The following is a 14,202-nucleotide window of genomic DNA, read 5'->3' as shown; positions in this document are numbered from 1 at the left end:
TACAAAGGATTCCATTAAATCAAAAAGTGAACGATAATTTTCGTAATCACGATTGGTCATTAAGCCCATCGCATGTAAGTTTGGTGCAAAAATATGTGCGTCTTCATAAATCGTTCTGTCTTGAATGATGTCTTTTCCGCTATCGTGTATTTGATTAACTTGGCGAAATCTACTGTTTAAAAAATAGACTTGTAGGTTAAAACTCCAACGTTCCATTTGATTGTAAAAATCATCTAAATAAGGGTTGTCAACCACATCTTCGAGTTGTGCTTCCCATTTGTAATGTTTGGCTAGTAGTTTTGTGAGTGTTGTTTTTCCGGCACCTATATTTCCTGCAACAGCAACATGCATAATCTATTCTATTTTTAATTGGTAGTAACGAAGTAATTTTTCGTCGTAAATATACACTGTTTCGTTGGTTACCAAAAACTGATTTATTAACATTTTTGGATGTGTAATCCGTTTTATTTCAGTCTTATTTTTTTCGAGTAGATAAAGGTTGTTTTCTTTTTTTAAAATTAAATGCGCTTTGCTAAAAGCAAGACTTTCGTAACCCGTGTTTTTTAGTTTTTGTATAAGGCTGCCAAAGTAATTATAGACATAAAGATAATTTTCGGTAAGCAAATAGCAATAGTTATAATCGCTTTTTAAATCTAAAACGATAGACTGCACAGGTACCGTTCTTAGTTTTACTTTTTGAGTTTTATAATCGTACAATTCTAAATACTGAAAATCTTGATTAAATAGCCAGAGTGTATTATCAAAACCCGAAGACACAAAAGATACATTTTTATAAGGCTGAATCGTGTTAAAGTCAACTTTTGAAATCTCAGCCAAACGGTTGTCTAAAACCACAACCGTATTAAAATCGCGATAAAATAAATTTATTTTTAACGGATTAAAAGCATTTGCTGTGGTGATTTCTCCCAATTGAAAGTTGGCGTATGTGATGGTTGTGTCTTTCGTTTTTTTATGAAACGAATTGTTTTCGGAAGTATAATAAAGTGTGTTAAAGGTGTCAATTCCGAAAATATGTTTGGCTTTAAGCTTTGTTGAATCCTTTAAGGTGGCTGTAATTTGCTGTGTTTCTTGTTGCGAACAGCAAAGTGCGCTAAAGAAAATAAATAAAAAAACGAGCTTTTGCATAAAGGTTTGAATAATAAGTTTGAATAACAGGTTGAAAATTACAAAAATTGCGCCAGATTCAGTACCCAGACCTTTCAGGTTTTCAAAACCTGAAAGGTCTTAGCTCAATCCGTCAACTTATATCCAAAACCACGTACATTAATAATTTGAATACGTTCATCACGCTTCAACTTTTTACGAAGTTTGCTAATAAAAACATCCATACTTCTTGCTGTGAAAAAATCATCGGTTCCCCAAAGTTTATTCAAAATTATAGAACGGTCTAATACTTGGTTTTTATTTTTTATGAGATGAAATAAAAGATGCGCTTCTCTATGAGTTAATTGAGTTGGCTTTTCTTCTTTAAAAGTAAGGTGTTGCTTAGGGAAATCGAAACTAAAATCACCAATCTCTATCTGTGAAGCTGTTTTCTGAGTGGTGGTGCGTTCTACTAAATTGTGTACTCTAACAATTAATTCTTCCATACTAAATGGCTTTTTTAGGTAATCGTTTCCACCAATGGAAAATCCTTCAACCACATCTGCAGTTTGCGATTTGGCCGTTAAAAATATGATTGGAATAGTACTATCGATAGCTCTAATTTCTTTAGCCAAGGTGAAACCATCTTTTTTAGGCATCATTACATCGAGCACTAAAATTTCAGGTGATTCAGATTGATATGTTTTTAAGGCGACTTCACCATCTTCACAAAGCAAAACATCGAAGTCTCTTGTCTCTAAACTTTCTTTTATAATTTGACCTAAAGCGGCTTCGTCTTCAGCCAGAAGAAGTTTTATTTTGTTAGACATGTGGAAGTGTGATTTTAAATGTGGTTTTATTTTTATGAAGTTCTAAAGCTAATAAACCATTATGTTTTTCGATAATAGATTTACTGTAATATAGTCCAATTCCAAAGCCCTTCACATCGTGTGTGTTTCCTTTTTGTACGCGATAGAATTTCTCAAAAATTTGATCTTTATGGACTTTGGTTAAGTTAGTACCTGTATCTGAAATTGAAATACTGAAGTTTCCCTTGCGTTGTATTAGATCAATAGAAATGTCAGTACCACCATATTTAACGGCATTATCTAAAATGTTATTGACTGCATTTTCAATATGAAAGCGGTCTGCATGAACCACTAAATTATCTGTTGGCAATTCATGCTGAAAGGTGTTGTTAGGAAATTGCATTTGATATTTGGTTATTAAATCTTGTAGTAATATAATGATATCAAAAGGTTCTTTATTCAATTCTAAATTATCACTATCTAAAGTGGCAGTTTCTAATAATTTTTCAACCATAATAGTCAACTTTCCTAATTGTTCAGAAGACATGTTTAGGTATTTCTTTGTTTTGGCTTTATCATCAATAGCATTAAAATTACTGATGCTTTCTAGTGCAGCGCTAATGGTAGCAATAGGTGTTTTAAATTCGTGGGTAATGTTACTAATAAGGTCGTTTTTAACTTCGGCTAATTGTTTTTGATGATTTATAATTTTTAAAAGATAAAATAGACAACTGATAACACCAAAAACGAGTAATGTAGAAATGAGAATACCAGTAAGACTGCGTTTTAAAATTGTTTGAGTTTCATTTGTAAAATGTAATTCTAAGATGCTTTGCTTTGGTAAAAATGTGGATTTGGAAATTGTCTTCAATGAATGTTTTTCAAATGAGCCAACCTTATCTAGAAATTTAGAGTCTGCTTCTTTACTAAAGTTTTTTTGGTCTTCGGATTTATAATAGTTTAGCTTACTTTTTATTTTTATATTTTTTCTTTCAAATTCAGTCGACAAAAAACTGTCTACCTCTTTTAAATTAAGTGTGTCATTTTTTATAGAAACTACTATTTTAGAAGTTAACATTTCAATATTAGAGAGTGCTGAATTGCCTTTTAGACGTTTTAATTGTTTTACAGTATTTTTGAAAGAGTCTTTTGAAATAGAAGGGTATTTCTTTTTGTGTTCTGCAGTCATAGAATCTAGTTGAATCCCTTTAACCATAGTAATTCCATCTATCTTATTGATGTCTAATGCGTCTAGGTTTGTAAATTTGTTGTTGACCGTATCAATACTTTTTTTAAAGAAATTTTCTAATTTACCTCCTTCGGCAAACGCGTTTTTTTGTGAGTCACCTTCCAAAAATAATGCAACGGTGGTGTTTTCCGCAAGCGCTGCATAATAGTCGTCAACTGCTTTATCTAAACTTGCTTGGACATCGTTAATGAGTTGCTGTTTGTTAGTTTGGTAGTTTTTGTAATTCCAATAAATTTGTATAACAATAGTTGCGGCAATTACACTAACTATGGTATATAGAATCCATCTGTATTTTTTGTTATTCATAAATCAAAAGTAGAGGTTAAAACTCAAACAATCTCAATCGGTTAACACACGTTAACACTAGTTAACTGAAAACACCATAAGTGCTTCTCATATTTGCAGTGTATTAATCTTAAAAATAATAGATATCATGAAAAATGTAATGACAAGTTTAGTTTTATTATTATCCATATTCAGTTTTGGTCAGTCAAAATCGTTGAACGGAATGGTAGTTCAGAAAACAACTAAAGTAGAAAATATTTCAATTATAGTTACGGTCGATTCAGCAATGGATGTTGAAAATTCTTTTAAAATTGAGGATATTAAAAAAATTATTGAATCCTCTGACGATGATGAAATCGTATCTTTTAAAATTATTTGTAATGGAGAAACGATGTCTAATGGAAAAAAATCGAATCTATCTTATAAAGTAGAAGGCAAAAGTAACGCAGAAGGGCAGTTTATAAAAAGCGTTGAAAAAATACGAACCGCTGCAATTAATTATTATCATAATAAAGACTAAAAGCGTATGACATTATTTGTAAGAATAGCCATAGCGGCACTGATGTTAATATATATTGTACCATCACAGGCTCAAGAATTCCAAGGAATTGCAACTTACCGAACACAACGTAAAATAGATATCAAAATGGATAGCACCAAAATGAATGATGCGTTGCAAAACCAAATGATGGAGATGATGAAAAAGCAATTTCAGAAAACGTATATACTCACGTTTGATAAATCTTCTTCTATATATCAGCAAGAAGTAGAATTAGAAAAACCACAGATTGGAGGTGTCGACTTCCAGATGATTGGCAGTAGTGGAGGTAATGATGTGTTTTATAAAAACGTAAAAGACCAGAACTACATTGATCAAAAAGAAACTATGGGTAAAAAGTTCTTAATTAAGGACTCCATTTCAAAAATTGACTGGCAACTAGAATCTGATACCAAATATATTGGTGAGTATCTCTGTTTTAAGGCGACTTACACAAAACAGGTGTCAAAGCCGAATCTTGATTTTAGCAATAACTCTGAAAATGAAGAAGAAACTCAGGATGAACCCGAAATGATAGAGCGCACGGTTACAGCTTGGTATACTCCACAAGTTCCTGTAAGTAATGGGCCTGCAAAGTATCAAGGTTTACCAGGTTTAATTTTAGAAATACACGACGGAAAATTAACTATTATTTGTAGTAAAATTGTTATTAATCCTGAAGATAAAATTGAAATTGAACAACCTACAAAGGGTAAAGAAGTGAACCAAAAAGAATACGACGCCATTATGGATAAAAAGCGAAAAGAAATGTTAGAACACTACGCACCGAGTCGTGGTTCCAAAGACGGAGCAATTACAATATCTATTGGAGGCTAAAGGGTTTAGTTAAAGTTAGAAGCACTTCAGAAATTAAAAAAGAGATGAAGTTCTGTTAATATTATTGTAAAGCGAAACTGCTTGTTTAGGGTTTTTCTATATTTGATAAACAAGAATCAATTTATCAATCCATATTATGAAATCTATTTTACTAAAATTTGGTGCTATTGCACTGACGTTATTAGTCTCAAGTGCATTTACGACTGAAGAGAAAGAAGAAGTTCAAGAGTTTCAAGGCCAAGCCTATTATTTTTCTAAATCTAAAATGAATTTAGGGACTTGGGGAGCACGAATGAGTGAAGAGCAAAAAAAGCAAGTTGCTGCACGACTTAAGAACCGACTTGAGAAAACTTACGTATTAACTTTCAATAAAGAAGAGTCGTTTTTTGATGAAGAAGATAAGCTAGATGCCATGTCTGGTGCTACAGATTCTTGGGGAAAAAATTTCACACCTGGAGATCAGTATAAAAATGTAAAGACCAATATGCAAGTTCAAAATCAAGAATTTTATGGTAAAAATTTCTTGGTAAAAGATAGTTTACAACCTATAAAATGGGTAATGGGTAAAGAATCTAAGCAAATTGGTAACTACATGTGTTTTAAAGCAACAGCTGCAATTCCAACAAATGAGTTAACCTGGTACGATTTTTCTTGGAGTAAGTTAAGAAATAACACACCAAAGGAAACCGATTCTGCTACTGCAACCATAGAAGAACCAGAAATCGAAGTTACTATTGTTGAAGCTTGGTACACACCGCAGATTCCAGTTGGTCATGGCCCTTCTGAATATTGGGGACTTCCAGGATTAATTTTAGAAGTGAGTGCGGGAGATACTACGATGTTATGTTCTAAAATTGTAATGAATCCAAAGGAAAAGATGGAGATCAAAGCACCTGAAAAAGGTAAAGAAGTTACTAAAAGCGAATACCAAGGTATTATTGTAGAAAAAATGAAAGAATTCCGTAATAATAGAGGTAGAAGAAGAGGGTAGATGGTTTTAACATAGTATTAACTTATGCGTACTTTACTTTTCTGCAATTCTTAAGTCTTAGTAAATGTTAGCTTATGCAGTATAAATTGTTTAATAAGTTACATTTGTTTAAAACATCAATCTATTAACATGAAAACATTAAGATTAAAATTGCTGACGCTACTAGTGATAGTATTAGTATCGGCTAATTCATTTGCACAAGATTTTCAAGGAAAAGCCTATTACCAATCCAAAACAACTATGGATATGGATGAATGGGGAGGACGCGATATGAGTCCCGAACGAAAAAAGCAAATGCAAGAGCGGATGAAAAGCTTCTTAGAAAAGGAATATGTATTAACTTTTTCACAAGCAGAATCTATTTATAAAGAAGATGAAAAGTTAGAGGCACCAGGAAGTGGTGGAGGCTTTCGTGGTTTTGGAAGCAGTTTTTCAGGTGGTCCAAAGTATAAAAACGTAAAATCTAAAGAACTTCTGCAAGATCAGGAATTTTTTGGAAAACAATTTTTAATTAAGGACAGCCTTAAAGGTCTCGAATGGAAAATGGGAACCGAAACAAAACAAATTGGACAATACACTTGTTTTAAAGCCACAGCAACCAAAACGGTAGACCAATTTGATTGGAGAAGCATGAGGCGACGAAATGGGGATAATGATAAAAAAGAAAAAAAGAAGTCAGACGTTGCAAAAGATAGTATTAGTTCTAAAGATATTTCGAAATCAGATGATCCCATGAGCGAAATTGAAGTACCTAAAACGATTGAAGTTGTCGCTTGGTACACTCCACAGATTCCGGTAAACCAAGGGCCAGATGATTTTTGGGGCTTACCAGGATTAATTTTAGAGGTGAATGCAGATCGTACGACCATACTTTGTACAAAGATTGTATTAAATCCTGCTGAAAAAGAGGCGATCGATAGACCAGAAAAAGGAGACGTCGTTACTCAGAAAGAATACACAGAGATTATCACCAAAAAAATGCAGGAAATGCGTGAAATGTACGGTGGACGAAATAGAGGTGGAAGAAGAAATTAACCGCTGAAGTCGCAGACCAAAAAATAAACAACCAACAACACAATCACATCATATGAAGAATGTTTTCATACTATTATGTTTAATAGTAGCCAGTAGCTCTTTTGCACAAATTAAAATGCAAGGTTTCGTAAGAGACAGTATTGGTGGCCCTTTAGAGCTAGCCAACGTTATTGCCATTAATAAAGAATCTAATACGTTAGAGTCTTATGCCATTACAGACACCAAAGGAAAGTATGTGATTTCTTTAGGGAAAAATGGTGCGTACACCATTCAGATTAGTTATATCGGTTTAAAATCGATTAACGAAGTTGTAGAAACCAAAGAAGTAGATATTACGAAGGATTTTAAAATGGTATCTGATAATGCGTTGGATGCTGTGGAGCTTACCTACGAGATGCCAGTCACCATTAAAGGAGATACTTTAATATACAATGCAGATTCATTTAAAAATGGAAGCGAACGGAAATTAGAAGATATTCTAGAAAAATTACCAGGTGTAGAAATTAATGAGAATGGTCAAATAGAGGTTGAAGGTAATGTGGTGAATAAATTGATGGTTAACGGAAAAGATTTCTTTGACGGAGATACCAAATTGGCTACTAAAAATATTCCATCTAATGCGGTAGATAAAGTTCAGGTTTTAAGAAATTATGCCGAAGTAGGTCAATTGAGTGGTGTTCAGAATAACCAAAATAACGTAGCTATAAATATTAAGCTTAAGGAAGGTAAAGAGAATTTTTGGTTTGGTGATGTCACTGCAGGTGGTGGACAAGCGCCTTCTCCAAATAATGAATTGTATTTAGCACAGCCCAAATTATTTTATTATAGTCCTAAGTATAGTGTCAACTTAATTGGTGACATGAATAATATCGGTGAAGTTGTTTTAACCAATAGAGATATCAGAAATTTTGGTGGTGGTTTTAGAAGACCTAGCGCAAATAGTGGTACAAATATAAATTTAGCAAGTCCAGGACTTGGTGGTTTAACTAATATAGCAAATGCACAAGAGGTGGTTACCAAACTTGGTGCGGCTAACTTTAGTTATGCTCCTAGTAAAGCACTAGATTTAAGTGGTTTTTTGGTTTATAATAGCAGTCGTATAAGAACAAGAGAAGATCGTTTTATCGATTATGCAGAAATAGCAGATGACCCTAATACTCCCAATGATGAATCTCTGAGTTTGCCACCAGATGAAGAAACAGAACAAAGAGGTAGAGAAGCTACTGATCAATTTCTAGCCAAGTTAAGTGCAGCTTATAAACCTAATGTTAATAATCAGTTAGATTATGATTTGTTAGGACGAATTTCGAGTGAACAAGAGCAGCAAAGTTTGCTGTCTTCTGTTGTAGATGGTATTACACAAGAATCAAATGAGGTAAAACCTTATAGTCTTAATCAGAATTTAAATTACTATTATACACTCAATGAAAATAACATTTTCGCCTTAGAAGCGCAACATTTATTGAGAGATGAAGATCCGTTTTATAACGCTCTTTTGGCTAATAATCCAGATAATAACGACAACGGTTTTAATCCAGATGATGATTTGGTCGATGAAGACGCTTTCGATGCCACAGCAGAAGGTTTAGGGTTAGATAGAGACCAGTTTGGTTACAACCTTAACCAAGAGCGTCGCATACAAACCAATCAGTTAGATGCTAAATTAGACTACTACAATATTTTAAATACTAAAAGTAATATCAACCTAACTTTTGGTACTATTATAAGTAACCAGCGTTTTAACTCTAATATTTTTCAATTTTTAGATAATGAGTCATTATTGAATCCAACACCAACCATTAATGGTGGTTTAGATTCAAATGACACAGAGTACAATTTTAGTGACATTTATTTAGGAGCACGATACAGACTGAAATCTGGAAAATTCACCTTTACGCCAGGTCTATCTTTTCATGCCTATGGTAATAAGAATACGCAGTTTGGTGAAACCTTTGAAGACAATTTCTTTAGGGTGTTGCCAGAATTTGAAACGCTTATTCAGTTTAAAAAAAGCGAGAGTTTAACTTTTAGGTATAACGTTCAAAATAATTTTACGGATGTCGCTAGTTTGGCTGAAGGTATCGTTTTAAATAGCTTTAATAACATCCAGTTTGGTAATGCAGAATTACAGAATGCTTTATCGCACAACCTGAGTTTATCTTACCGAAGTTTTAATCTATTTAATTATACTAATGTGTTTGCAAGACTTTCTTACAATAAAAATATAGATCAGATTAGACCATTAACCGAGTTTGAAAGTGTCATTAGAACAAGTACCTTTTTCAATTCCCAGTTTGCAGACGAGAGTGTGTCCGCTATTGGTTTTATACAACGTACGTTTGGTAAAATAAGAGCAAGTTTAAGAACTAGTCTTAATTATAGTTTAAACAATCAATTTATTCAAGAAAGACGAGCTATTAACGAAAATTTCACCCAATCGTATCGTCCAGAAATAAGAACTAATTTTAGAGAGGCGCCAAACGTTAGGTTGAGATATTCTTATACACAATCGGATATTGAACAAGGTACTAACACCAATCGATTTGTTACACACGCACCGTCGGTTAGTTTTGATGCTTATATATGGGATGCTGTAACTTTTGAAACAGATTTTACATTTAGCGAGCAAGATAATGGTGTGGTTAAAGAGTCGTTTAAAACTTGGGACGCCTCTTTGCGCTATAGAAAAGGTAGAGATGCCAAATGGGAATATTCCTTAAGAGCTTCTAACTTATTAAATATAGCTTCTAACATTAATAACAACGCAGGAAACATATCGGTTTCTAGTCAAGAGACATTTGTACAGCCGAGGTTTGTTACTTTTAGGTTGACTTACACGCTCTAGAGGATTATTTTTAATATGAAAAAGCCTTGTATTCAAATAATAGAATACAAGGCTTTTTAGATGTTATTTACGTTATATTTAGTTGTCTCGCAAGACATGAACCACTCCATTAACAGTATGTGGCATGCCATTAAAATCTTCGTAAGTACCACCAAAGTTGATATCTATGTATTCACCAACAGCACCAAGAGAGGTTAAGTTATAAATAACATTGTTATTGGTTTGAGACATTTGAATACACTCTTCTATATTAAAACCTGTATCGTTAGTATTGTTCCAATCCAAGTTATTATAAGAACCTTCATAGTTTGTACTATCTAGTGCACCAAACATATAAAAACAGGTATTGTTTCCTCCATCGCCTCCAAAGCCACTTACATTTATTGAAGGGCTATTAGAGTTTGGTGAGTCTTCTGAAAATCCTGCTTGAATACCATCAATTATAATCACAGTATCTTCATCATCAATTGTATATTGAATAAATTCCGTAACCGTATTACAAGCGCTTATTGTGCCTATGTTAGTAAGTGGAGTTGTAAACGTATAACTAATACTATCTGTAGTTTGTAAATTCACGTAATCACTTCCTTTTATCTTAAAGGTATTATCATCTTCACAACGTAGAAGGTTAATTTCGAATGTACCATCAGTGACGGCATCGGTAAACGTTTGTCCACCATAGTTGAGTTGTACATATCCATTAGAGACAGCATCTCCACTGCAAGTATTAAAAATTCCTGTTACAGTTTCTTCAATAATATCTGAACTTGCTTGTACAATCACCGCACTATTAGCGTCTGCAGTAAATGGTCCAATCATTTCGGTATACAACGCTGTGCTGCCACAAAAGTCATAGCTGTAGATATTAAGTTCTAGTGTTTCACCGCTTGGCACAAATCCACAAACTTCACCATTTTCATTGGTATAACCGTTACTTGTACCAAAAGTAGGACTCGTAATAGTTGCCCAAAGGTTGTTTAGTGGCTCATTGTCTGCATTAGTTACAGTGACACAAAACGTAATGGCTTCTGCTGGGATATCACAATTCCAAAACGAAAAGTGAGACACATTCCCAACATACACATTACCTTGTAATGTAGCTTCACCTTCTTCTACCCAATAGCCTCTGGCTTCATCAAAGAACCAAAGTGGAATACTTGGAGGTGCAATATTCATTAAGCTAGCGTCTACAGGTACTCTTATTTCAGAAGAAGAACCATTAGCTAAGTTTAAGTCTTCACCAGCGTTACCTCTTAATTCTACAGCTAACATTCCTAGTGTTTGTAACATACGTTCTGCACCTTCGGTGTTCTGAGCGTATAACATGCCTGGCATTTGCATGGCCATATCATCGTCTGCAGGATCTAAATGATGCATAATGACATCAACAGAACCTGTGTAGGTTGATCCATCTTCTTTTATAAAGTTACCATCAAAACTAACAGAACTGCCATTTGCTATAGAAATGGTTTGAGCAGTACCACTATTTACAGTGCCAACGACTGTGGCTTCGAGTAACATAATGGTCACTTTATTAGTGCCGTCAGAAGGCACCACACTTCTTGAACCATGAATATAGCCAGCTTTTTCAGCTTTTACATATCCGAAACGCTCGTTTACATTGGCATCATTCAAAATAAAGATGCCATTACTGTCGGTTGTAGCGGTTTCATTACCAATGGTAATGGTCACTCCTTCAATTGGATTATGGTTAATGTCTATAACATTACCTAAAAAGTCTCTTGAAATTGAGTTTCCAAAATATTCCGAAAAGGTGTCTGGAATAATTTCTTGTTGTGGATTTGCTGAATTACCGTCGTCTTTTTCACAAGACGTTACCGTTAATAAAGCAAAGAGCACGAATAAAATGAGATTTGAAATTGGGTTACTGTTTTTCATAAAGTGTTGATTTAATTGATTTTTACTCATCAAAATGTAATGGGCTTTTTTTATATAACAAGTTAGGTGCTAAAATACCTACCAATGGCATGACTGTAGTTAAAAACGAAAAAACCCTTATAAAATTTCTTTATAAGGGTTTTTTCTATGTGTGCTAAGGTTTAACCCTTAGTAATATCCATTTTTTCAATAATTTTTACAACCTCACCAGCGTCATTAGTCAGCGTCGCTTCAAAGGCATTCAATTCTTTTTCTACTTCTGCTTTAGTACCTTTAAAAACGATAACTTCAGAAGTTTTTACGCCATCCTTAATTGCCGTATAATTAACAGTTGCGGTTGCCACATCTGTAGAGTCCACCGTCATTTCTACAGAAATCTCGTCATTAATTGCCATACCAGTTTCATCAGCATGACCACCTAAAATAGGTGCAATCACCAAACCAATTAAACAAGTCAATTTAATTAAGATATTCATTGAAGGGCCAGAAGTATCTTTAAAAGGATCACCAACAGTATCTCCTGTTACAGCAGCTTTATGCGCTTCAGAACCTTTATATGTCATTTCTCCGTTAATCTCAACTCCCGCTTCAAAAGACTTTTTAGCATTATCCCAAGCTCCACCAGCATTGTTTTGGAATATCGCCCAAAGTACACCAGAAACGGTAACACCAGCCATATAGCCACCTAACATTTCAGCAATTGCTAGATTATCCATTCCAAAGATCATAGGCGCAAAGGCAATAACTAATGGAAAACCAATAGTTAATAAACCTGGTAACATCATTTCTTTTAAGGACGCTTCTGTAGAAATCGCAACACATTTATCATATTCTGGTTTCCCAGTGCCTTCCATAATGCCAGGAATATCTCTAAACTGACGACGTACTTCTTCAACCATTTCCATAGCCGCTTTACCTACAGCGTTCATGGCTAATGCAGAGAATACAACGGGTACCATTCCACCAACAAATAACATGGCTAAAACAGGTGCTTTAAAAATATTAATACCGTCAATTCCTGTAAACGTTACGTAAGCCGCAAATAAAGCTAACGAGGTTAAGGCTGCAGAGGCAATAGCAAATCCTTTTCCTGTTGCAGCAGTTGTATTTCCAACGGAATCTAATATGTCTGTACGTTCTCTTACAATCGGTTCTTGTTCGCTCATTTCAGCAATACCACCTGCATTATCAGAAATTGGTCCAAATGCATCAATTGCTAATTGCATAGCTGTTGTAGCCATCATTGCAGAAGCTGCTAATGCTACACCATAAAATCCTGCAAAGGCGTAAGAGGCCCAAATGGCTCCAGCAAATAATAAAACAGAAGGAAACGTAGAAATCATACCTGTTGCTAAACCAGCAATGATATTTGTTCCTGCTCCTGTTGATGACTGTTGTACAATATTTAAAATTGGTTTTTTACCTAATCCTGTGTAATATTCAGTTACGGAAGAAATCACAGCACCTACTACTAAACCAACTAAGGTCGCATAGAAAACACGCATCGAAGAGATGTCTTGTAAACCTTCTCCGAAGAAATTCATTTGCATAGTTTCTGGTAACATCCAAGTAACTAATCCAAAACATGCCGCAGCAACTAAGACGATAGATGTCCAGTTACCAATGTTTAAAGCACCCATAACTTGAGCTTCTTTAGCATCGTTACTTTTAATTTTTACCAACATCGTTCCGATGATAGAAATAATAATTCCGGCTCCAGCAATGGCCATTGGCAATAATATTGGGCCAATACCTCCAAAAGCGTCAGAGATTGCGCCTCCCATATCTTTAATGACATAGTTTCCTAGAACCATTGCAGCTAATACTGTAGCTACGTAAGACCCAAATAAATCAGCTCCCATACCAGCAACATCACCTACGTTATCACCAACGTTATCTGCAATAGTTGCAGGATTACGAGGATCATCTTCTGGAATACCAGCTTCAACTTTACCTACTAAATCTGCTCCAACATCTGCAGCTTTGGTATAAATTCCACCACCAACTCTTGCGAATAAAGCAATAGACTCAGCACCAAGAGAAAAACCAGCTAAGGTTTCTAAAACGATAGTCATGTCCATGGTATTGGTCCATTCACTTCCCATAAAGAACCAAAAGAAAAATATAAAGAATGCTGTTAAACCTAAAACTGCTAAACCTGCAACACCAAGACCCATTACAGTTCCACCTCCAAAAGAGATTTTAAGTGCGTTTGGTAAACTTGTGCGCGCCGCTTGTGTTGTTCTAACGTTTGTTTTGGTTGCGATTTTCATTCCGATGTTTCCAGCGAATGCAGAAAATACAGCTCCGAATATAAAAGCGATGACTATTAACCAATGTGTTGTAGGCACTATAAACGAAACGACCGCTAATAAAGCACTTACTACGACTACAAAAATCGCTAGTAACTTATATTCAGCATTTAAAAATGCCAATGCACCTTCGTATATGTGATCTGAAATTTCTTTCATTTTGCCATCTCCAGCATCTTGTTTCATCACCCAAGATTGCTTTATGACCATGTAAACTAGGCCTAATATTGCCAAAACGATTGGCATATAAATCATCATTGATTCCATATTATAATTTTTAATTTAGTTTATTATTTAG

11 protein-coding genes are annotated in these 14,202 nt (G+C 34.5%); 5 read left to right on the top strand and 6 right to left on the bottom strand.

The genetic code is table 11. The annotated features are described in order from the left end of the window. The 4 genes from AB8B52_RS09615 to AB8B52_RS09600 form a co-directional block, all read right to left on the bottom strand. On the bottom strand, positions 1-351 hold a 351-nt coding region (locus AB8B52_RS09615; protein WP_406027516.1), incomplete at its 3' end, for a deoxynucleoside kinase. 3 nt (positions 352-354) lie between these two features. Further along, positions 355-1,146 carry a hypothetical protein gene (locus AB8B52_RS09610; RefSeq protein WP_406027514.1) on the bottom strand — a complete coding sequence of 264 codons (792 nt, stop codon included), beginning with the start codon at positions 1,144-1,146 and terminating at the stop codon, positions 355-357. A gap of 104 nt (positions 1,147-1,250) precedes the next feature. Beyond that, complete coding sequence (locus AB8B52_RS09605) at positions 1,251-1,934, bottom strand: response regulator transcription factor (RefSeq protein WP_406027512.1); 684 nt, start codon at positions 1,932-1,934, stop codon at positions 1,251-1,253. Then, positions 1,927-3,468 (bottom strand): sensor histidine kinase, encoded by a 1,542-nt coding sequence (locus AB8B52_RS09600; RefSeq protein ID WP_406027510.1) that lies wholly within the window; start codon positions 3,466-3,468, stop codon positions 1,927-1,929. Before AB8B52_RS09600 ends, AB8B52_RS09605 begins: the two co-directional genes overlap by 8 nt. A 127-nt stretch (positions 3,469-3,595) precedes the next feature. Between AB8B52_RS09600 and AB8B52_RS09595 the strand changes: the two genes are divergently transcribed. The 5 genes from AB8B52_RS09595 to AB8B52_RS09575 all read left to right on the top strand — a co-directional run bounded on the left by AB8B52_RS09595 (position 3,596) and on the right by AB8B52_RS09575 (position 9,693). Then, positions 3,596-3,967 (top strand): hypothetical protein, encoded by a 372-nt coding sequence (locus AB8B52_RS09595; RefSeq protein WP_406027508.1) that lies wholly within the window; start codon positions 3,596-3,598, stop codon positions 3,965-3,967. Between the two features lie 6 nt (positions 3,968-3,973). Beyond that, positions 3,974-4,822 carry a GLPGLI family protein gene (locus tag AB8B52_RS09590; RefSeq protein WP_406027506.1) on the top strand — a complete coding sequence of 283 codons (849 nt, stop codon included), beginning with the start codon at positions 3,974-3,976 and terminating at the stop codon, positions 4,820-4,822. A 136-nt stretch (positions 4,823-4,958) separates the two neighbouring features. Further along, positions 4,959-5,813, top strand: a complete 855-nt coding sequence (locus AB8B52_RS09585; protein ID WP_406027504.1) for a GLPGLI family protein — start codon at positions 4,959-4,961, stop codon at positions 5,811-5,813. Between the two features lie 129 nt (positions 5,814-5,942). Then, positions 5,943-6,848, top strand: a complete 906-nt coding sequence (locus AB8B52_RS09580) for a GLPGLI family protein (protein ID WP_406027502.1) — start codon at positions 5,943-5,945, stop codon at positions 6,846-6,848. A 52-nt stretch (positions 6,849-6,900) separates the two neighbouring features. Next, positions 6,901-9,693, top strand: coding sequence for a carboxypeptidase regulatory-like domain-containing protein (locus AB8B52_RS09575; RefSeq protein WP_406027500.1), 2,793 nt, complete (start codon positions 6,901-6,903; stop codon positions 9,691-9,693). A gap of 78 nt (positions 9,694-9,771) precedes the next feature. On the opposite strand, the gene AB8B52_RS09570 is transcribed toward AB8B52_RS09575, so the two are convergent. Both AB8B52_RS09570 and AB8B52_RS09565 read right to left on the bottom strand, forming a co-directional pair. After that, positions 9,772-11,592: a hypothetical protein gene (locus AB8B52_RS09570; protein ID WP_406027499.1), complete on the bottom strand. Its 1,821-nt coding sequence runs from the start codon at positions 11,590-11,592 to the stop codon at positions 9,772-9,774. 161 nt (positions 11,593-11,753) lie between these two features. Further along, positions 11,754-14,171, bottom strand: coding sequence for a sodium-translocating pyrophosphatase (locus tag AB8B52_RS09565; protein ID WP_406027497.1), 2,418 nt, complete (start codon positions 14,169-14,171; stop codon positions 11,754-11,756). Between the last annotated feature and the right edge of the window lie 31 nt (positions 14,172-14,202).

The sequence above is a fragment of the Winogradskyella sp. genome (assembly GCF_045105575.1).
Classification (GTDB): domain Bacteria; phylum Bacteroidota; class Bacteroidia; order Flavobacteriales; family Flavobacteriaceae; genus Winogradskyella.
Note: the sequence above shows the minus strand (reverse complement) of the source record. Positions and strands in the feature narration are given on the sequence as shown.